The organism is Pseudomonas sp. B2M1-30 (assembly GCF_025447575.1).
Taxonomy (GTDB): domain Bacteria; phylum Pseudomonadota; class Gammaproteobacteria; order Pseudomonadales; family Pseudomonadaceae; genus Aquipseudomonas; species Aquipseudomonas botevensis.
The window spans coordinates 101,440-121,106 of sequence record NZ_JAOEJT010000010.1 but is presented as its reverse complement, the minus strand read 5'-3'; the positions used below and the strand labels follow the sequence as shown (position 1 = coordinate 121,106).

General features: G+C 62.0%; 21 protein-coding genes. 9 read left to right on the top strand and 12 right to left on the bottom strand.

Going from position 1 to position 19,667, the window contains the following annotated elements; genetic code table 11:
• Window positions 1-89 precede the first annotated feature (89 nt).
• Together N8H74_RS19665 and N8H74_RS19660 are read left to right on the top strand one after the other, a co-directional pair.
• Window positions 90-2,144: a S9 family peptidase gene (locus tag N8H74_RS19665; RefSeq protein WP_262149612.1), complete on the top strand. Its 2,055-nt coding sequence runs from the start codon at window positions 90-92 to the stop codon at window positions 2,142-2,144.
• A 144-nt stretch (window positions 2,145-2,288) separates the two neighbouring features.
• The gene (locus N8H74_RS19660; protein WP_262149610.1) at window positions 2,289-2,762 is read left to right on the top strand and encodes a cyclic nucleotide-binding domain-containing protein; all 474 of its coding nucleotides are present in this window, start codon (window positions 2,289-2,291) and stop codon (window positions 2,760-2,762) included.
• Here the strand turns inward: N8H74_RS19660 and N8H74_RS19655 are convergent.
• Entirely contained in the window at window positions 2,759-3,043 is a 285-nt protein-coding gene (locus N8H74_RS19655) for a hypothetical protein (RefSeq protein ID WP_262149608.1), read from the bottom strand. The two genes, N8H74_RS19660 and N8H74_RS19655, sit on opposite strands and share 4 nt — an antisense overlap.
• A gap of 78 nt (window positions 3,044-3,121) precedes the next feature.
• On the opposite strand from N8H74_RS19655, the gene N8H74_RS19650 reads away from it, so the two are divergent.
• The 4 genes from N8H74_RS19650 (at window position 3,122) to N8H74_RS19635 (ending at window position 5,340) form a co-directional block, all read left to right on the top strand.
• A complete protein-coding gene (locus N8H74_RS19650) occupies window positions 3,122-3,808 on the top strand; it encodes a hypothetical protein (RefSeq protein WP_262149606.1) in 687 nt (228 codons plus the stop codon).
• Between the two features lie 49 nt (window positions 3,809-3,857).
• Window positions 3,858-4,229, top strand: coding sequence for a YajD family HNH nuclease (locus N8H74_RS19645; RefSeq protein WP_008034789.1), 372 nt, complete (start codon window positions 3,858-3,860; stop codon window positions 4,227-4,229).
• Window positions 4,230-4,410: 181 nt separating this feature from the next.
• On the top strand, window positions 4,411-4,881 hold the full coding sequence (locus N8H74_RS19640; protein ID WP_046816778.1) for an RNA methyltransferase: 471 nt from the start codon (window positions 4,411-4,413) through the stop codon (window positions 4,879-4,881).
• 81 nt (window positions 4,882-4,962) lie between these two features.
• The gene (locus N8H74_RS19635; RefSeq protein ID WP_217831387.1) at window positions 4,963-5,340 is read left to right on the top strand and encodes a DUF2892 domain-containing protein; all 378 of its coding nucleotides are present in this window, start codon (window positions 4,963-4,965) and stop codon (window positions 5,338-5,340) included.
• Window positions 5,341-5,441: 101 nt separating this feature from the next.
• Here N8H74_RS19635 and N8H74_RS19630 read toward each other — a convergent pair whose 3' ends face one another.
• Together N8H74_RS19630 and N8H74_RS19625 are read right to left on the bottom strand one after the other, a co-directional pair.
• Window positions 5,442-6,671 (bottom strand): hypothetical protein, encoded by a 1,230-nt coding sequence (locus N8H74_RS19630; RefSeq protein WP_262149602.1) that lies wholly within the window; start codon window positions 6,669-6,671, stop codon window positions 5,442-5,444.
• Window positions 6,672-6,697: 26 nt separating this feature from the next.
• Window positions 6,698-7,147: a YcgN family cysteine cluster protein gene (locus N8H74_RS19625; protein ID WP_217831389.1), complete on the bottom strand. Its 450-nt coding sequence runs from the start codon at window positions 7,145-7,147 to the stop codon at window positions 6,698-6,700.
• Between the two features lie 280 nt (window positions 7,148-7,427).
• Between N8H74_RS19625 and N8H74_RS19620 the strand changes: the two genes are divergently transcribed.
• Window positions 7,428-8,021, top strand: a complete 594-nt coding sequence (locus N8H74_RS19620) for a nitroreductase family protein (protein WP_217831390.1) — start codon at window positions 7,428-7,430, stop codon at window positions 8,019-8,021.
• A 64-nt stretch (window positions 8,022-8,085) separates the two neighbouring features.
• Here the strand turns inward: N8H74_RS19620 and N8H74_RS19615 are convergent, their stop codons facing one another.
• The 4 genes from N8H74_RS19615 to N8H74_RS19600 form a co-directional block, all read right to left on the bottom strand.
• On the bottom strand, window positions 8,086-9,018 hold the full coding sequence (locus N8H74_RS19615) for a D-2-hydroxyacid dehydrogenase (RefSeq protein WP_262149599.1): 933 nt from the start codon (window positions 9,016-9,018) through the stop codon (window positions 8,086-8,088).
• 106 nt (window positions 9,019-9,124) lie between these two features.
• Window positions 9,125-9,418 (bottom strand): YcgL domain-containing protein, encoded by a 294-nt coding sequence (locus N8H74_RS19610; protein WP_217831392.1) that lies wholly within the window; start codon window positions 9,416-9,418, stop codon window positions 9,125-9,127.
• Window positions 9,415-10,548 carry a ribonuclease D gene (gene rnd / locus N8H74_RS19605; RefSeq protein ID WP_217831393.1) on the bottom strand — a complete coding sequence of 378 codons (1,134 nt, stop codon included), beginning with the start codon at window positions 10,546-10,548 and terminating at the stop codon, window positions 9,415-9,417. Before rnd ends, N8H74_RS19610 begins: the two co-directional genes overlap by 4 nt.
• Before the next feature lie 131 nt (window positions 10,549-10,679).
• The gene (locus N8H74_RS19600; RefSeq protein ID WP_262149596.1) at window positions 10,680-12,329 is read right to left on the bottom strand and encodes a phosphoethanolamine--lipid A transferase; all 1,650 of its coding nucleotides are present in this window, start codon (window positions 12,327-12,329) and stop codon (window positions 10,680-10,682) included.
• A gap of 414 nt (window positions 12,330-12,743) precedes the next feature.
• Here N8H74_RS19600 and N8H74_RS19595 point away from each other — a divergent pair, with 414 nt between their 5' ends.
• Complete coding sequence (locus tag N8H74_RS19595) at window positions 12,744-13,928, top strand: cyanate transporter (RefSeq protein ID WP_262149594.1); 1,185 nt, start codon at window positions 12,744-12,746, stop codon at window positions 13,926-13,928.
• 202 nt (window positions 13,929-14,130) lie between these two features.
• A complete protein-coding gene (locus N8H74_RS19590) occupies window positions 14,131-15,066 on the top strand; it encodes a LysR family transcriptional regulator (RefSeq protein WP_262149592.1) in 936 nt (311 codons plus the stop codon).
• A gap of 3 nt (window positions 15,067-15,069) precedes the next feature.
• Here N8H74_RS19590 and N8H74_RS19585 read toward each other — a convergent pair whose 3' ends face one another.
• From N8H74_RS19585 to N8H74_RS19565, 5 genes are all read right to left on the bottom strand, one after another.
• The gene (locus tag N8H74_RS19585) at window positions 15,070-15,435 is read right to left on the bottom strand and encodes a 5-carboxymethyl-2-hydroxymuconate Delta-isomerase (protein ID WP_262149590.1); all 366 of its coding nucleotides are present in this window, start codon (window positions 15,433-15,435) and stop codon (window positions 15,070-15,072) included.
• A 49-nt stretch (window positions 15,436-15,484) separates the two neighbouring features.
• Window positions 15,485-16,408, bottom strand: a complete 924-nt coding sequence (locus N8H74_RS19580; RefSeq protein ID WP_217831398.1) for a LysR family transcriptional regulator — start codon at window positions 16,406-16,408, stop codon at window positions 15,485-15,487.
• Between the two features lie 72 nt (window positions 16,409-16,480).
• Window positions 16,481-18,577 (bottom strand): DUF6311 domain-containing protein, encoded by a 2,097-nt coding sequence (locus N8H74_RS19575; protein ID WP_262149588.1) that lies wholly within the window; start codon window positions 18,575-18,577, stop codon window positions 16,481-16,483.
• Window positions 18,574-18,960: a GtrA family protein gene (locus tag N8H74_RS19570; RefSeq protein ID WP_217831400.1), complete on the bottom strand. Its 387-nt coding sequence runs from the start codon at window positions 18,958-18,960 to the stop codon at window positions 18,574-18,576. Before N8H74_RS19570 ends, N8H74_RS19575 begins: the two co-directional genes overlap by 4 nt.
• Window positions 18,957-19,667: a class I SAM-dependent methyltransferase gene (locus N8H74_RS19565; RefSeq protein WP_262149586.1), complete on the bottom strand. Its 711-nt coding sequence runs from the start codon at window positions 19,665-19,667 to the stop codon at window positions 18,957-18,959. The genes N8H74_RS19570 and N8H74_RS19565 overlap by 4 nt, the downstream gene beginning before the upstream one ends.

Here is a 19,667-nt window from a genome sequence, read left to right as displayed (position 1 = left end):
AGTCGGTCAGGTGCAACCCGCGCCCACAGGTTCGGTTGTGACCTCAAGATCCGCGAAACCCCATTTCAGTATTTGTCCGAGAGCCTTCCATGCCCCAATCCGCCAACGCCATCAGTGCCCCGATCGCCCGCAAGGACGCCGGTGTCGACCCGTATGCCTGGCTGCAGGAACGCGACACCGACGCGGTGCTCGACTACCTCAAGGCCGAAAACGCCTACCAGCAGGCGCAGACCGCCGATCAGGCCGAACTGCGTGAAACCCTGTTCGAAGAGATCAAGGGCCGGATCCTCGAAACCGACCTGTCCCTGCCCTCGCCGTGGGGACCGTATCTCTATTACACCCGCACCACCGCCGGCGATGAATACGCCCGCCACTACCGCTGCCCGCGCCCGGCCGACGATAGCCTGACCCTCGACGAAAGCCGCGAGCAGTTGCTGCTCGACCCGAACGAGCTGGCCAACGGCGGCTTTTTCTCCCTCGGCGCGTTCAGCATCAGCCCCGATCACCAGCGCCTGGCCTACAGCGTCGATGCCTCGGGTGACGAGATTTACACCCTGTTCGTGAAGGAATTGTCCGACGGTCGTGTCAGTGAACTGGAGTTCCAGGACTGCGACGGCTCCATGACCTGGGCCAACGACAGCCTGACCCTGTTCTTCGGCACCCTCGACGACACCCATCGCCCATGCAAACTGTTCCGCTACCGCCTCGACGGCACCGCCGCCGAAGAGGTGTTCCACGAACCGGACGGGCGTTTCTTCCTGCATTGCTACCGCTCCAGTTCCGAACAGCAATTGCTCCTGTCCCTGGGCAGCAAGACCACCAGCGAAGTCTGGGTGCTGGACGCCAATCAGCCACAGCAGCCGTTCACCTGCCTGGCGCCACGGGTCGAGGATCACGAGTACGACGTCGACCACGGCAAACTTGATGGCGAGTGGACGTGGTTCATCCGCACCAACCGCGACGGCATCAACTTTGCCCTGTATCAGGCGCCCGACGCCGGCGTCGCGCCGAGTGAGTCCGACTGGCAGAACCTGATCCCGCACAACGACGAAGTGATGCTCGACGGTGTGAGCCTGAATGCCGCCGCCATGACCCTGAGCCTGCGCGAAGGTGGTCTGCCGGTCATCGAGGTTCACCCACAAGGTCTGGCGCCTTATCGCGTACAACTGCCGGACGCGGCCTACAGCCTCTATGTGCAAAACAGCCTGGAATTCGACAGCGACCGGATTCGCCTGCGCTATGAAGCCCTGAACCGTCCGGCCCAGGTTCGTCAGTTGATTCTCGCCTCCGGCGAGCAAAAAGTGCTCAAGGAAACCCCGGTACTCGGCCCGTTCGACGCCGATGCCTACGTCAGCCAGCGCCTGTGGGCCACCGCATCGGACGGCACGCAAGTGCCGATCAGTCTGGTGATGAAGCGCGAAATGCTTGGCAAACCGGTGCCGCTGTATCTGTATGGCTACGGCGCGTATGGCTCGAACCTCGATCCGTGGTTCTCCCACGCGCGTCTGAGCCTGCTCGATCGCGGCATGGCGTTTGCCATCGCCCACGTGCGCGGCGGCGGTGAGCTGGGCGAAGCCTGGTATCGCGCCGGCAAGCAGGAGCACAAGCAGAACACTTTCAGCGATTTCATCGCCTGCGCCGAGTTCTTGATCCTCAACGGCATCACCACCGCCGCGCAACTGGCGATCAGCGGCGGCAGCGCCGGTGGCTTGCTGATCGGCGCGGTGCTCAATCAGCGTCCCGAGCTGTTCGGCGTGGCGATTGCCGAAGTGCCGTTCGTCGACGTGCTCAACACCATGCTCGACCCGGACCTGCCGCTGACGGTCACCGAATACGACGAATGGGGCAATCCTGAAGAGCCGCAAGTCTATGAGCGGCTCAAGGCCTACGCGCCATACGAAAACGTCACCGCCCAGGCGTATCCGGCGACGCTGGTGATCGCCGGCTACAACGACAGCCGCGTGCAGTATTGGGAAGCGGCCAAGTGGGTGGCGAAACTGCGCGCGACCAAGACCGACGACCATCCGTTGCTGCTCAAGACCGAACTCGGCGCCGGCCATGGCGGGATGAGCGGGCGCTATCAGGGATTACGTGACGTAGCGCTCGAATATGCATTTGTTTTCAAGGTTCTCGGGATCGCCTGAGGAACTCCGTCGGTCAGTCGGGTCTTAACTCCCGACAGCGCAGGCCGATAGCAGACACATCCCCTTTGCGGGAGCGGACTTGCCCGCTCCCGCAAAGTCTGTGTAGAGCCTCGAAACAGTGAAAACAAAAAAGATCTCGACGACATGTCAGAACCAACCTTACTGAACAACGAAATCCGTGGCTGGCTGATGGACTGTGGCCTGTTCGATCAATTGCAATTGGCGGACTTCGCCGCTGCCTCGGGGTATTTCAGCATCAGCACCGTAGCTGAAGGCGAGGCGATTTTTCGCGAGGGCGATGCCGGCAGCTTCATGTGCATCATCCACACCGGCCAGGTGGCCGTGCAGAAGACCAACGGCGACGGCCAGGTGGTGACCATGGCCACCCTGCGCAGCGGTCGGGCGTTCGGCGAAATGGCCGTGCTCGACGGCGAACGCCGTTCAGCGACTTGCGTGGCGGCGACCCATTGTCAGTTGCTCAATCTGGGCAAGGACTCGCTGGAAAAAATGCTCAACGACGCACCGAAGATCGCCGCCAAGATCATCCGCGCCCTCGCCGTCTCGCTGTCCAAACGCCTGCGCATGGCCGACGGTCAACTGGCGGCGCAGCAGATCTAGCCGCCGGGGGATTTGCTCCGGGTGTCGTTCTGCTCGAGGCCCGGCAGTGGCTGATCCTTGGCCGGCGGGGTCGGCAGGTCGATCGGCACCAGCGGCGGTCCACCGCTGCCGGGGCCGGTGCGGGGAATCGGGACCGGGCTGATCTGCGGATACGGGGTCGGTGTCGCGGTGCCGGGCGAGCCGGGTTGCGGCGTCGGGCTGACGGGAATGGCCTGTTGGGCCTGCACCGTCGTTATCGAGAGCACGGCCAGGGTAATGGCCGTTAGAATGAGGCACTTCATCAATGGCTCCGTTGGCCTTGAGTCTGCGTTCAGGCTACTCCAACCGCGCCTGCTTGCCTTCCCCTTGTAGAGAATTCCATGAAACGTTTCGTTCTGCTCGACACCACGCCGATCCCTGACAATGGCGGAGCCCTGTGCCTGTTCGAGTACGGCGAGGATTTCGTGATCAAGATCCAGGGCGGCGATGGCGGGCAACTGATGAACACCCGCATGCACGGCTCCGAAGATGCGTTGGCCGAAATCCCCTGCCGCAAGGTCGCCGGTCGACCGAATTCGCGCGTGCTGATCGGCGGACTCGGCATGGGCTTCACCCTCGCCTCAGCGCTCAAGCATCTGGGGAAAACCGCTGAAGTGGTGGTCGCCGAGCTGGTGCCCGGCGTGGTCGATTGGAACCGTGGCCCGCTGGGTGAAAAATCCGGGCGTCCGCTGCTTGATCCGCGCACGCTGATCCGCCAGGACGATGTAGCCAAGGTGCTGCAAAGCGAGCCGAACGGTTTCGATGCGATCATGCTCGACGTCGACAACGGCCCCGAAGGCCTGACCCAGAAGGCCAACAGTTGGCTGTACTCCGCCGCCGGACTGCACGCCTGCGCCAAGGCCCTGCGACCCAAAGGCGTGCTGGCGGTGTGGTCGGCCAGCGCCGACCGGCAGTTTTCCGAAAAGTTGAAGCACGCCGGTTTCAAGGCCGAAGAAGTGCAGGTCTACGCCCACGGCAACAAGGGCACCCGCCACACGATCTGGATTGCCGAGAAGCTCAAGGGCTGAGCTAAACTTCACCCCATAACCGTCATTAGTCTTTTACAAAGGTGAACCCATGAGTTCGTCCACCCCGACCAACACTTCGAAGCTGGATCGCATCCTCGCCGACAACCAGCGCGACAAGGAAATGGGCTACCGCGACAAGGCCCTGAAGATGTACCCGCATGTGTGCGGCCGCTGCGCCCGTGAGTTTTCCGGCAAGCGCCTGAGCGAACTGACCGTGCATCACCGCGATCACAACCACGACAACAACCCGCAGGACGGCTCGAACTGGGAACTGTTGTGCCTGTACTGCCACGACAACGAACACTCGCGTTACACCGACCAGCAGTATTTCGGCGAAGGCTCCCTGAGCACGCCGAAAATCGCCAAGGCCACGCACAATCCATTTGCGGCACTCGCCGGGTTGATGAAGAAAGACGACTGAAATCTTCGTCGTCCGGGCTGGCCTCTTCGCAGGCCAGCCCGCTCCCACAGAGGAATGTGTTGCCCTTGTGGGAGCGGGCTGGCTCGCGAAGGGGCCGGCACAGACACCGCAAATCGACAAGCTGCCGCCCCTCCCCCAATCCCCGTATAATCGCCCTCTTTTTCCCGAAGGCACCCCGCTCGTGGCAGACAAACGGTACAGCTGCATTGGTTTGTATAACCCCAAGTCACCGGAGAACGTCGGTTCGGTGATGCGCGCCGCAGGCTGTTATGGCGTGGCGTCCGTGTTCTACACCGGCAAGCGCTATGAGCGCGCCGCCGATTTCGTCACCGACACCAAGCGTGTGCACTACGACATCCCGCTGATCGGCATCGATGACCTGAAAAAGATCCTGCCGCTCAATTGCGTGCCGGTGGCCGTGGAACTCGTCGACGGCGCCCGCCCGCTGCCGGAATACACCCACCCGGATCGCGCCCTGTACATCTTCGGTCCGGAAGACGGCTCGCTGGATAAAGAAATCCGCGACTGGTGCGAAGACGTGGTGTACATCCCGACCACCGGCTGCATGAACCTCGCCGCCACGGTCAACGTCGTGCTCTACGACCGCATGGCCAAGGGCCTGAACACCCGCTCCGGGCCGAAATTCCGCTGAAGCGCCGCACATTCGATGGAACGAGCTGACAGCTGCGGCAGTCAGCTTATCTATCCATTACGCATTGCCTGGAGAAAGATCATGACCGAGCTCAAACGCGTCGAACGTATCGAATCCACCCCTTTCCAGAGCCGTTCCGAACAGAACGTCGAAGGCTGGGAGCGCATCGGCTCGCTGGCGGGCGGTGTGCTGATGGTCGGCAAGGGCCTGCGCCGTGGCGGCGTGTTCGGTCTGATTCAGGTGGCGATTGGCGGCGTGGCCATGGCCCGTGGCATCACCGGGCACAGCTCGGTCAAAAGCCTGCTGGAAAAAAGCCGTCAGGACATGAACAACGTGCGCGCCAAAATCGAGCGGGCCGGTGAGGAATTGAGCAAGCTGAAGGCCAATGCCGAAGCGGCGACCAGTACCGCGACGGTGACCGGGAATGATTCGGTGAAGTCGCCGAAAGCCGGGGTTTGATGCGCAATCTGCGCCAAGGCCGATGACCCCTTCGCGAGCGAGCCCGGCTCCCACGGGTTGAGTAATCTCTGTGGGCGCCGGGCTCGCCCGCGAAGACGTCTTTACTGAAGCAACGCGGTATCCAGAACCTTCGACGACTCGCCAATGACGCTCTCGGCCAGTTGCACGAACTCCTTGGTGTCGACCCGTCCCAAATGCATCGCGCCACGCAACACATCATCCAGCGAGCGCTTGTTGCGCGTCTGCAAACGAATCTCGCGATCCAGTTCCTGCATCAACAGAACCGTTTTTGACAGCTGCGCCGGGCTGACCTGTTCGCCGCGCAAGGTCGTGACGTTCTGGCTGTCCTTCGCCAGTTTCGCCTGCAACGCCTGATAACGCTCATCGCTCATGCCACCGGCGCGGCGTACCAGTTCGATGGCGTAGTACTCGGCAAACCCCTCGCTGATCCAGTCGCTGCGCTGCTCGTCGTTGATCCGCCCGAACACCTGGGCCAACTCGCGCACCACGGCGCTGCTGCCGCTTTCGCTGACCAGCGGCAAACGCGTGTTGAGGTAAATCGATTCGCGCGCCGCCAGGCTACCGCGCCACATCGGGTCGTTGGCACCGACGATCAGCAGTTTGCCCGGGTGACGCGGATACACCGCTTGCACCTGCGGCCAGACAAACGTCAGCAAGGTCAGTACGTCCATCCGCCGCATGCCCTGCCCCTGCGGCGAGGCCACGGTGACTTCGGTTTCGCCCAGGCGCGTGCGACGGCTGCCAAGATGCCCGGCGAGCATCCAGCCGGTCGGGCGGTCGAACAGCCGTGACGGGTTGTCGATGCGGAATTTGTTCTTGCCGATGCGCGGCCAGGCGGTTTCGACGCTTTTCCAGCCCTCGGGGAGTTCGAATTGCAGGCGCGAGATCAGCTCGATGCCATCCTGCTGATCGAGTCTGGCCGGCGGCACCAGTTCATCGCCGCGCATCAGCGCCCAGGTCGGGGTCATGCGGGTGTCGAAACTGCCGCTCTTGCGGCCGTGGCTGATGCGCACGCGGTAGGTCAGGCTGGCCTTGTCCGCCGCCGGACGCCACACCCCACGAGCCTGCTTGCCCGGCGTCAGTTGCCACTGGCCGTCGGCCTTGAAGTCGCTGTAATGGCTGCCATCGCCGAGGTCGAAATCGAGGCTGCGCACCGCCTCGCCCTTGGCCAGAGTCAGGCGCACCTCAGCCTGATCGCTTTGCGGCAACAGGCGCACGTGATAATCCAGATCGACCTTCTTCGCCGCCCACACCGGCGCGCTCAGCGCCAGCAGTCCGACGATCAGCGCGTGGCGCCGTCCCCCAGCCATACACACTCCTTCGTGAATCAGTACCTTCAGCCCGCCCGGAAAATCAGATGATCTTCCCAGTCTTCTTCCGGCACGCTGCCCTCGGCGAGCATGCGCCCGGACTGGGAAATCCGCTCGTGGTGTACCGCATCGCGGTCGCCGCAGACCAGGTGGTGCCACAGTGGCAGATCCTTGCCTTCGCTGACCAGTCGATAGCCGCAGGTCGGCGGCAGCCATTTGAACTCTTCGGCCTGGCCCGGGGTGAGCTGGATGCAGTCCGGGACAAACTCACGCCGGTTCGGGTAATCGCTGCACTGGCAGGTTTTCAGATCCAGCAGTTTGCAGGCGATTCGCGTGTAATAGACGCTGTTGTCGTCCTCATCCTCGAGTTTTTGCAGGCAGCACAGACCACAGCCGTCGCACAGCGATTCCCATTCCTCCAGATCGAGTTGATCGAGGGTTTTGCGTATCCAGAACGGTTCGACTTTGGCGGCCATGGCTCAAGCATCAACATCAGGTGGTGAAAAGGCCGCCAGTCTAGTGCCCAAGGCCTTGCGGGCCAAGCGCCGGCGACTGCCGGTTGCGCGGCACTTGTCAGTTTTTGCGCGGCCAAGTAGTTTTGCCAGGCATCGCAAGCCCTGACCGGCGTGCCATTAACGCTCGACCGCGTTGCATTCCGGTGAACTGCAGGCCTGCGCCAGACCCCATCGTTCAGCCCAACTGATCCCGCCGGGTTTTCATTTCGACTTTTACTCGAACACAGCAAGGAATCTCTCGATGAGTGCCAACCCTCGCGTTGCCGATTACGCCATTCACCCGCAGTTCACCGATCGCTGGTCACCCCGCGCCTTCACCGGCGAAGCGATTCCCGAAGAAACCCTGCTGAGCTTCTTCGAAGCCGCGCGCTGGGCGCCGTCGGCCTACAACTCGCAGCCGTGGCGTTTTCTCTACGCACGCCGCGACACGCCGAACTGGGAGCGTTACCTGGGTCTGCTCAACGAATTCAACCGCGCCTGGGCGCAACACGCCTCGGCACTGGTGATCGTGATCTCCAAGACCACGTTCACCGCACCGGGCGCCAGCGAAGAAACCCCGGCGCTGTGGCACACCTTCGACACCGGTTCGGCCTGGGGCCACCTGGCGCTGCAAGCGAGCATCAGCGGCTGGCACACCCACGGCATGGCCGGTTTCGATCAGGAGCTGACCCGCAAGGAGCTGAAGATTCCTGAAGGTTACGCGCTGCACGCGGCAGTTGCCGTGGGCAAGCTGGGCGACAAGGCGACCCTGGCGGACTACCTGCAAGCGCGCGAAGAGCCAAGCCCGCGTCGTCCGCTGAACGAAACGGCGGCCGAAGGCGACTTCACCCTCTGAGCCGCAGCGCAAAAACAACGGTGGGAGCGGGCTTGCCCGCTCCCACTTCTGGGTGTGGGGAAACTCAATAACCCCGGGTGAAATCCACTTCCCCGCGCAACGCCTCGCCCACCTGCCAGGCCTTCAGATTCTCGACAAACAACTGCACCATCATCGCCGGCGATGTCGGCGCCGAGCTGTGCCCGGTCAGCAGCAAGCCCCAGGCGGTCCAGAACGGATGACGTTGCGGCAACGGCTCCTGACGGCAGACGTCGATCACCGCGCCGGCCAGATGGCCTTCCTTCAATGCGGCCACCAGATCCGCATCGACCACTGCCACACCGCGCCCGGCGTTGATGAACAACCCGGTCGGTTTGAATTGCTTGAATAGCGCTGCGTCGTAAATGTCGTGGGTGTGCTCGGTGTTGGGCAGCAGATTGACCACGTAATCCACCTCGCCCACCAGCCGTGGCAAGTCCGCCATCGAGCCGACTTCCACGAACGGTTCCTGCTCACGGGCGCTGCTGGCGATGCCATACAACTCGACCCCGAACGGCCGCAGGAACTGCGCCACGCTCTGACCGATGTCACCGGTGCCGACGATCAGCACCTTGCGCCCGGCCAGGCTCTGGCCGGTGCGGCTGTCCCACTTGCGCTCGACCTGACTGACCAGCCGTGCCAGCACTTCGCGCTCGTGACCGAGCATGTAGGTCAGGACATATTCGGCCATCACCTGACCGAAGATCCCCACCGCCCGGGTCAACCGGTAGTCGCGGCGCAAGCCATCGGCCAGCAACGGGGTAATACCGGCCCAGGTCGATTGCAACCATTGCGGCTGATGGCCCTGGCGCAGCAGGGTCGCCAGCAGGTCCGGTTGCCCCAGCCACACCGGACAGTCAACGGCCTGACGGGCCAGCTCGGCGGAATCGCCGCTGGTCATCACTTCAAGCTCCGGAGCCGCCTGACGCAGCAGCCGGGCGTATATCGCGTGGTCGTGTTCAGCAATCAGAACGCGCATCTTCAAACCTTTCGCAAGCCGTGCAGACGGCCGCCAGCATCGGGGCGGTCGTCGCCGTAAAAACAATTCCAGGGTTACAAAAGGCCCCAGGACGGGGCCTCGTGGATCAGACCGGGTCGTTGCGTCGCAGCAACTCTTCGGGCAGGTGTTCGATGTACTCCTCCTCGGCCGGCGGCATTTGCAGGTGATAACCCTGCTTCTCGAGGTTTTCCAGGACCACGGTGATGTCTTCGCTCGCCAGTTTGCGCTCGGGGGTCAGCACCAGGTCAAAGGAGTGCCTGGCCTTGCCGAACGCAGCCAACAGGGCTTCCGGCACCCGCTCCAGCGCGTCACTCTTGAGCACGTAGAGGTACATGCCGGCCTTCTTCGAACTTTGATAAATGGAGCAAATACGTTTCAAGGCTGTTCTCCGGCGGTGGCCAGGCTGTCGAGCAGCTTCTGGCCCATCAATTCGCGGCGCCAGCCACGCAGCGAATCAGGCAATTGGTAAGGCCCCTCGGGGAAGCCGCTTTTGACCAGCGCTTCGAGGGTTTTCTTGCGCAGCATCAGTTCCGGCGCGATGCCCAGGCGTTCGGCTTCGGCCTGCCCGAGCGCGCGCAGTTGCTTGATCAGTGCGGCAGCCTCGATCGGCAACGGCTCAGGTATGGCCGGCGGCCATTGATCAGGCCCCACACTGCCAGAGCGCTTGATCAGATCAAGCAGAAATTCGCCGTCCTGACGCACGGTACGCGGGTGCATGTCTTCGATTTTCGCCAGCGCCCCGAGGTTGTCCGGTTGCGTGCGGGCCAGCGGCCACAGCGAGTGTTCGCGCACGATGCGGTTACGCGGCAGGTCACGGGCACGGGCCTCGCGCTCACGCCAGGCGCACAGCTCTCGCAGCACCGCCAGTTGTGCCCGGGACAGCTTCCACGCCAGCTTGGCGTCGCGGTACACCTCGTAAGGATCGGTTTCGCGCCGCAGGTTGGCGACCAGTTCGGCTCCGTCTTCCAGCACCCAGGCGAATCGGTCGTCAGACAGCTTCGGCCGCAGTTGTACGAAAACTTCCGCCAGATGCACGGCATCTTCGGCGGCATAGCTGATCTGGGTGTCGGACAGCGGACGCTGCAGCCAGTCGGAACGGGTCTCGCCCTTGGGCAGCTCGATGCCCAGCACTTCCTGCACCAGCCGCGAATAGCCCATGGAAAAACCGAGGTTCAGGTAAGCGGCGGCCAGTTGCGTGTCGAACAGCGGCGCCGGCAGGCTGCCGGTCAGGCGCAACAGGACTTCGAGGTCTTCGCTGCACGCGTGCAGGACTTTGAGCACCGCCGGGTTCTCCAGCAACGCGGCCAGCGGTTGCCAGGCGTCGATGGTCAGCGGATCAATCAGGTAGGCGCGTTTGCCGTCGCCAACCTGCAACAGGCCGGCAATCGGATAAAAGGTGTCGACCCGCATGAATTCGGTGTCGAGGGCAACGAAGGGCAACTGCTGCCACTCGGCGCAAAACCGCGCGAGGCTATCGTTGTCGCGAATCCAGTGAATATCGATGGCCACACGGCTCTCCCTTGAAGAATGGCGCGCAGTATATATCGCCGCCGGCGCTTTCCGCGCCTCTACAGGGCAGGAGCTTTGATGAAATCTCCTGCGTGAGAGCAAGAATAGTCTGACAGAACGTGTCCGCAGGCTCAGTCCTTGGCCAACACCCCGTCGATCACCGCACCACGACAACCGGCGAACATGTCCAGATCCTGGTGATACGCCGAACTATGTACCTCCAGCAGGCCGAGCATGGAGTGGAACAGGTTGTCCTGGCTCAGCGGCTTGTCGCGGCTCATTTGCAGGCAATGGGTGTCGACCGAGTAGGCCTTCTGATAGCTGTCGGAAAACCACGCCAGCATCGCCACATGCTTCTGCTGCTCCGGCGCCAGCATGTACGGCGTGCCGTGCAGGAACAGGTTGTACTCACCCAGCGACTCGCCGTGATCGGACAGGTAGAGCATGGCGGTGTCGACCTTGTGCTGATTGGCGCGCAACACGTCGATCAGGCTCGCCAGCACATGGTCGGTGTACACCAGCGTGTTGTCGTACCCGTTGACGATGCTTTCGCGGCTGCAATTGTTCAGCGCGTTGCTTTCACACACCGGGGTGAAATGCTCGTACGCCTTGGGATACCGCTTGAAGTATTCCGGGCCGTGGCTGCCCATCTGGTGCAGAACCAGCACGGTGTCCTTGTCCAGGTTGTCGATGAAACTCTGCAGCCCTTGCAGGAGAATTTCGTCGCGGCATTCGCTGTTGGCGCACAGCGCCGGGTCCTTCAGATTGCTGACATCCTGCAAGGTGACCCGGTCGCAGGTGCCCTTGCAGCCAGACTGGTTGTCGCGCCAGATCACGTCGATACCGGCGCGTTTGAGCACATCCAGCAAACCTTCTTCATGTTTTGCCTTGCTGGCGTCGTAATCCTTGCGGCCCATGTTGGAGAACATGCACGGCACCGAAACAGCGGTTTCAGTGCCGCAGGAATGCACATCGGTGAACGCGATCAGGCCTGCTTCCTTGTCCAGCTCGGGCGTGGTATCGCGGTTATAACCGAGAATGCCGAAGTTCTCGGCCCGGGCACTTTCGCCGACCACCAGCACCGTCAGGGATTTGCGCGGGTGATTTTGCAGTTCCGGGTTGCGCCGGGCATCTTCAGCGATCTTGATGAACGGCTGCCGCGCGGACACCACTTGCTCACGCAGGTAACCGGCCGATGCGCCAATGTAGTTGCTCGGCACCAGCATCAGGCGCAGCTCATGGTGATTGCGAAACAGCGAAGACAAGCCCTGATAGTTGATCAGTGCCACACCACCAATGACCGCCACCGACGCCACACTTACCAGCACTTTGCTGAACAGCTCCCGATGCCAGCGCCGATAATTGATAGGCAACTTCCACAATAACCAGGACGGCAGGACACCGAGAAACAATAAATAAGCGAATAACTTCAACGACAGCAGGTCACGAACTTCCGTGGCATTGGTTTCCGCAAAGTTGCGAAACATGCCCGCATCAATCAATACACCGTACTGGCTCATGAAATAAGCCACGCCAGCGCTGATTAAAAATATCAAGGTCAATAGCGGTTTCATTACCGGACGGAAGGCCAGCAATGTCAGCACCACGTTGAATGCAGCGAAGATCATCACGCCGAAAGCCGCCCGCATTACCAGGCCCTTGCCGTCCGTCGCAGTGATCTCGAACAGGTGTTGCCAGAGTACGGCATTGAATCCGAGCAAAAGAAAGGCACTGGCCAACAACGTCACCCATTCCGGGCGCACGGCTTTTAACTTCAACATAGTGTGGGGTTATTTCCTGAAAAGAAACGCTGCCGTCAATTGTGAAAATTTCATTGACTAAAGCGACACAAACTTTAGGCAGGCAACCATCAATATTTTGTGAAAAAGAAGCCAACGATTAGTTGGCTCGCGGTATTAACCCGAATCGGATGGAGTATTTGAGAATGGTTCTGGATTGATTCAATTGATTTACCCCTTACTTGTGGGGCCGGCAGGTTTGACTGACTCGCTTGACCCACCACCTTCGCGAGCGAGCCCGTTCCCACAGAGGGGAACTGCATCAGCCATTCCTGGCGGCCTGCACAGGAGCAGCAGAGTGTTATCGAGTTTTTAAATACTGCCCGGGACTTTCTGGTTTGCCGGCCCCGCCCCCGCACGCGCCTAATCGACAGCCTCTCGCACACAGGTCTGAAGATGGAAATCGCTCGCGCCACGTCCCGCCCCGCTGCCTGGTTGATGCTCGGCATTGTTCTGGTCGCCCTCAACCTGCGCCCGTCGATGGCGGCGGTCGGTCCGCTGCTCTCGGCGATTCGCGGCGATATCCCGCTGAGTTTCAGCCTCGCGTCGCTGCTGACCATGCTGCCGGTGATGGCCATGGGGCTGGCGATGTTTTTCGGCATCGGCATCAGCCAGCGCCTGGGCGAGCAGCGCACGGTGCTGTTGTCGTTGCTGATTATCGGGGTGGCGACGATGTCCCGACTGTTTCTCGACACGGCGGCGGAGTTGATCGCCAGTGCGATTCTCGCCGGGATCGGCATCGCATTGATTCAGGCCCTGATGCCGGCGCTGATCAAGTCGCGCTTCCCCGACAACGTTGCGTTGTGCATGGGCCTGTACGTCACGTCGATCATGGGTGGCGCGGCACTTGCTGCCGCGTTCGCACCGCAAGTGTTGCGGCATACCGGCAGTTGGCGTGTCGGCCTGGCGATCTGGGCGACCCTGGCGTTGCTGGCCCTGCTGTTTTGGTGGACGCAGCGCACAAACCCGCCAGTCGCTGCCAGCGCGCCGGTCAGAAAAGAATCCTTCCTGCGCAATTCCCGCGCCTGGCTGCTCGCCATCTTCTTCGGCCTGGGCACCGCGTCCTACACCTGCGTGCTCGCCTGGCTGGCGCCGTACTACGTGGAAAAGGGCTGGAGCGAACAAAACGCCGGACTGCTGTTGGGTTTTCTGACGGCCATGGAGGTGATTTCCGGCCTGGTGGTGCCAGCCATCGCCAATCGCAGCCGCGACCGACGTCGGGTGTTGATGGTTCTGCTGGGGCTGATCGTCGCCGGTTTCTGCGGGCTGACCCTCAGCCCGCAGTCTCTGAGCCTGCTCTGGCCGTGCCTGCTCGGTTTGGGGATCGGCGGGTTGTTCCCGATGAGCCTGATCGTGTCCCTCGATCACCTCGACCATCCGCAACGCGCCGGTGGCCTGACCGCGTTCGTGCAAGGCATCGGTTATTTGATCGCAGGGCTCTCGCCGCTGCTGGCCGGGGTAATCCGTGATCGGCTGGGCAGTTTCGAATGGGCCTGGTGGTCGCTGACCGGGGTGATGCTGGTGATGCTGCTAATCGCGCTGCGCTTCAATCCCCGGGATTACCCGAGCCACATTCGCTGAAAGGCGTTTCTGCCCGCTCTGGCTAAAGGCTTCTGGCCATCTTTCAGCGGATTGGTTTGCAGCGTCGTGTTGCTAAAACTTTCTGTCCCACAACTGAACGTGAAACGTCCTACAGGGGTTTCTCCTGGCACCATCGTTCCGTTACGATCATGCGCACACGTTTGCGCGGATTCAGCGCAAGGAGCCAAGCGAGACAGAACGGATGCTGAACAGTAACTTGCTTCGAAAGCTCGACATGCAGGACCTCATGGTGTTTGTCGCCGTGTATGAGCAAAGCAGCGTCACCGACGTGTCGGAGGCGCTGTTCGTCAGCCAGTCCACCGTCAGTTACTGCCTGAAAAAGCTGCGCACCAGCTTCGAGGACGACTTGTTCGTCAACACCCGCACCGGCATGCGCCCGACCTACAAGGCCAGCAGCATGTACGACCATGTGCGGAAAATCCTCGAAAGCATCAACCTGTGTCACGCCGGCGCGCCGACCTTTGACCCGACCGCCCAAGCAGTCACCTTCAACATTTGCGCCCCGGAATACTTCGAACAACTGATCCTGCCGCGACTGCTCAAGCGCTTCGACTTCGATGACCTGCCGGTGATGGTCAACATGCACAAGTTCGAAACCGACGTGCCCGCCGAGGAACTGCGCGATGGCAGTCTCGATCTGGTGATCTGTTTCGGCCCGCACTTCCACCGCAGCCATGCCGACCTGAAATCACGGATGCTGCTGGAAGATGATCTGGTCTGCGTCTTCGACAAACGCGCCACGCCGCTGGAGCCGCGCCTGAGCCTGCAAGCCTTCACCGAGCGCCGGCATGTGTTTCCGACGCCGTGGACGTCCACCACCAACATGGTCGATGGCTGGCTCGCGCGACAGGCACAGAAGCGTCAGATCGTCGCCCGCTCCAACAGCTACAGCGCGGCATTGAAGATGATCACCGGCACCGACTTCATCCTCACCCTGCCCCGGCGGATCCAGCGGCTGCTGACCAACGAGGCGGTGTTCAATCACTGTGAGGCGCCGAATGGCTTGCCGGGGTTCAGCCTCGACATGCAGTGGAGCCAGAGCGTCGAACAGGACAGCGCCAACGTCTGGCTGCGCGAGCAGATCGTCAAGACCTGCGAGGAATTGCAGGCCGCCTGAGTCCTACACGCCGATGGCAGTCTTGCTGTAGGACTCACGGTCGATGTCGAGCAGTTCCACGCACAACTGCACTTCGACCCCGGCCGGCCATTCGCACAGTTCCTGCAACACGGCCAGCAGGCTTTGCGACAGTTGCTTCTTGATCTCCGGCGAACGTCCGCTGAGCAGCGCGAGCTTCACATGCACGAAACCGCGCTCGCCGATGCCGGTGCCGACCTTGAAGGTTTCCACCTTGACTGCCCGGCTCTTGATATCGAACTCCGCCGCGAACTGACCGGACCCCACCAAAGTGTTATTGAGCCGGATCAACGCCACGTCGGCGTTCAACTGCGGCAGGTTGGCGGTGTATTCCATGTGCAGGTGTGGCATGTCGGTGCTCCATCGGATCGGCGAAAAGGGCGTAGGTATATCACAGCCTCTAAATGGCGTGCTGCAGCGGCCGCTCGCTCATGAACGCTTCCAGCCGCGAACGCAGCCAGCGCTCGGCCGGGTCGCTGTCGACGTGGCTGAGCCAGACCATCGACAGGTCCAGGGTCGGGGTCTTGAACGGGAACGGCTCCTTGAACAACAGCCCGGAGGCGGCCATGGCTTCGGCGGTGTAGTCCGGCAGGCTGGCAATCAGATCGGTGCCGGCCAGCAGCGCCGGCAACGAGCTGTACTGCGGCACCGACAATACCACCTGACGAGTGCGGCCAATGTCCGCCAGCCATTCATCGGCGTAACCGCTGACGTTGGCCGTGTGGGAAACCAGCACATGGGGACGTGCGCAATATTCATCGAGGGTCAGCGGCGTGTCAGAGGCATCGGCGCGCAGGATGCTCGGCAGGATATGCCGCAACAACTTGCGCTTGGCGTTGGCCGGTAGGCCACGGGTCTGGCTGATACCGACAGTGATCTCGCCGGACGCCAGCAGATCGGGAATCCGCCAATAATCGACATGCTGCACCACGAACACCACGCTTGGCGCTTCCTGACGCAGCGCGCGCAACAGCGGTGGCAGCAGCCCAAATTCGACGTCATCGGACAGACCGATGCGGAAAGTCATGGTACTGACGGCGGGGTCGAAATCGCGGGTCAGGCTCAGCGCCACCGACAGCGAATCCAGCGCCGGTTTCAGATGGCGAAAAATATCTTCGGCGCGGGCCGTCGGCTCCATGCGGTGACCGACGCGGATGAACAACGGATCGTTGAGCATCGTGCGCAAGCGGTTGAGCGCCGAACTGATGGTCGGCTGGCCGAGAAACAGTTTCTCGGCAGCCCGCGTCACGTTGCGTTCGAGCATCAATGTCTCGAACACCACCATCAGGTTGATATCGGCCTTGCGAAGTTCGTTGCGGTTCATCCATTGCCCCCCTGTCCCCAGATGTCAGGCAGTGTAGAAAGGCCTTGGGGGCGGCGTCCATCGCGACGATGGTCAATACACCGTCAAGGTCTTCAGGCCCAGGCCCATGAGACGCGCATCATCGTTGATGCCCAGCGCCTGAGGGCTGATGGCGTCCGGCAATTGCAACTCGATATTCAGCCGGTCATCGTCCTTGAGCCGCTGACGGATCGCGGGGCTGATCGGTAGCTCCAGCCGGTTGCCCTGAAGTTGCGTCAGTTGCGTGGACAGCACCGGCTCGCCGTTCAGGCTGGCGATCACCCGTTGCGCTGCGTGCTGCGGCTGGATGAATGCCAGGGCGTCGATCACCAGCCCTCGCGCCTGAGGGGGCACCCGCAATGCGATCTGCGCCTGCCGACCGTTGGACCAGGTGCCCCAGCTTTCCGGCGTCGCCCAGCCGTGGGTCAACTGGCGGCTGCTGTAATTGAACGTCAGCACCTGCCCCGGATGCGTGAGTGGAATCAGCGATATGCTACGCCCCTCATCCTGCATCGGCAGACACGCTGCGCAGCGCTTCCAGCCTGGCGCCAATACCGCCAGGCCGTCCACCCGCGTCAGCAGATCGGCGTCGCTGTTGATGGTCTTGGCGGCATCGGCCAGAGCGTCGTCATCGAGGATGTACAGCGAATCGCTGCCGTAGTGACCCGAGTCGAGCATCTGTCGCGCGCTCTGCTGTGCCCGCGCCAGCGCCGAGACGCTCATGCGTCCCAGGTAAACCGCATCGGTGTGCAGGCCGTGGGTTGCTGCGAACCCGGCAATCATCTGCCAGCGCTCGGCCTGATTCTGCGGCATCAGGCTGCGCACATTCGGGTAATGCGCGGCGGCGCTGGTCCAGAACGGGTCGCCCATCGGGCTGTTCCAGGTCGAGGAGGATGCGGTCATTTTCCCCTCGCGCAGACCCATCCAACCGTCGCGGGTGTCGACGATCTGGATCAGCAGCGCCAGCGCCAGCAACGAGATGGCGACGCGCGGTCGATACCCCCGCACCACGAGAAAAATCAGCGTGAGGATCAACCCGTAAAACACCGGCCAGAACATCCGCCCCGAGGCCCGAAAGATACTCGCCAGGCCGATGATTTTTTCCGGCAGCGGATAGTGAATCGTCCACCCGCCGATGCCGATCTGGTTCGACAGCGCGAACAGCCACAACCCGAGCAACGCCAGCACCAACCAGCGGCGAGCGCGCATTTGCTCCTTCAACGGTTGCCGGTTTCCAAGCCACGCGAGCAACGCCGGCGGCACGAGCAAAAGCACGCCCAGGCCCAGATAGTTGAAGCCTTCATAGTCCCCGCTGGCCTGCGGCAGATTTGGCAGGAGCAACGACCAGCCCGCCGGATCGACCGGCGCCAACAGATTCATCCGGTACAAGCCGAAACCGCCGGACGCCGCGCCGTCGGCAATGCTGAAATACCCGGCCTGCCAGCAACACAGGCTCACCAGCGCGAACAGCGCCACGCCTTCGGTCAGGCTGTGGCGCAGGGTCAGACGTCGGCTGAATGCCTGACCGAGAAGATCCGCCACCCAGATCAGCGCCACCATCGCCAGCAGATAGGCATGAATCAACGCCGTCGCCGCCAACAACGTCCCCCAGGCCAGATAGCGACGCTGCAAATTCGGCAGCAACGCCAGGTACAGCGCCGCCAGAATCAGGAAATGCCCCGCCAGCGAAGGGTGCCAGCCCATGCGCAGAAACAGTGGTGGCGAGAACACCAGCAGCCCGGTTCCCAGCAGGCGAATCCAGGGATTGGCCGTGATCAGCCCCAGCAGTTTCCAGCCAAACCAGGCTTGCAGGACAAAACACCCCAGCAACCACAGGCCGAAGTATTGGAAAGTCGGTGGCAACCACGCACTGAAGGGTTTGAACAGCAACGCCAACAGCGGATTGGAGTCAGAAAAAATGATCGCGCTGCCCAGCTCCAGTCCATAGGACGGGTTGAGCCCGAGGGGAAATGTCCATGGCGAGTGCCGGAAAAATGCCCAGCCCAGGTAGTGCGTCGCCGTATCGCCCTGCTCCAGCCAGGCGATGTTTTGCGGATTCAGCGCTTGCGGCCCGATGACCCAGAAAAACGTCAGCACACCGAACAGCAAAGGCAACAGACCCAACGCCGGATGCCTGGATGAATCTGTCATCGATACGTCCAGAAGTTGTGCAACACAAAGGTGAAGGCCGGGATCGTCAGCGCCACCGCAACGATCCCCGCCAGATAATGCAAACCGGCCAGTTGCGCCGCCCACGCGACCAACATCGCCAGTACAAAACCACCGGCCGACACCAACAGGAAACGCCGCAGGGTCTTGCCGTGCAATCGGGCAGAAAAACTCCAGGTCGTGTTGATCACATAAGACACCACCGTCGCCACGACGAACGCCACACCATTGGCCAACGGCGGATGAGGGCTGACGAAGTTGATGAATAGCACCGCCACCAGCGCATGCAGCGCGGTGACGAACACACCGGTCACGGCAAAGCGCAAACCACGCTGGATCAACGCCGCCCTTTCGGTTGCGGTCACGGTTTGCGCGCCAGCACGAACACGCTCAGCCCCGCCAGGCGATTGCCGGCCATCCATGGCAGCTCAAGCCTGCACAGGGTTTTGAGCAGCGCATTGACCCACGGGTGATGGCGCTTGAGTTGCGAGCGCGGCGGCGCCCCTTTCGCAGCACTGGGCAGCAGGCGCAGCGCCGCCGCAATCGGGAACACCGCGCCAAAGAAATACGCGCCCCGCTGCACCGTCAATCCGGCATCGCCGGCCAGGGTTTCGAACTGCGCCAGCGTGTAGCGGCGTTTGTGTTCGAGAAAGTCATCATGACCGCTCCACATGAACTGGAACGCCGGTACGGTCATCAGGAAACGGCTGCCGGACGGCACTTTGTCGACGTAGGACTTGAGCAGGCCGAGGTCGTCGTCGACGTGTTCCAGCACGTCCATCAGCAACACCAGATCGGCGTCCAGCGCATCGACCGAACGGCGGTAATGCACCGGTTTGCCGGCCGTGCTGGCGCTGGAGTCGGCCGGGTAGCTGATGTCCACGCACCAGGCTTCGCGCGCGGCACTGTGAGTCAGCAAATGGTGGGAGAAAAATCCGGAGCCGGCGCCCACGTCGAGAATGCGTTTGATCGATGCGTCGCCCAGCATCCGTGTGGTCGCCGCCGCTTTCGAGCAGTAGTACCAATGCTCCGCGATGCTGTCGCCGAGGATGTCGGTTTCCTTGAGATCCAT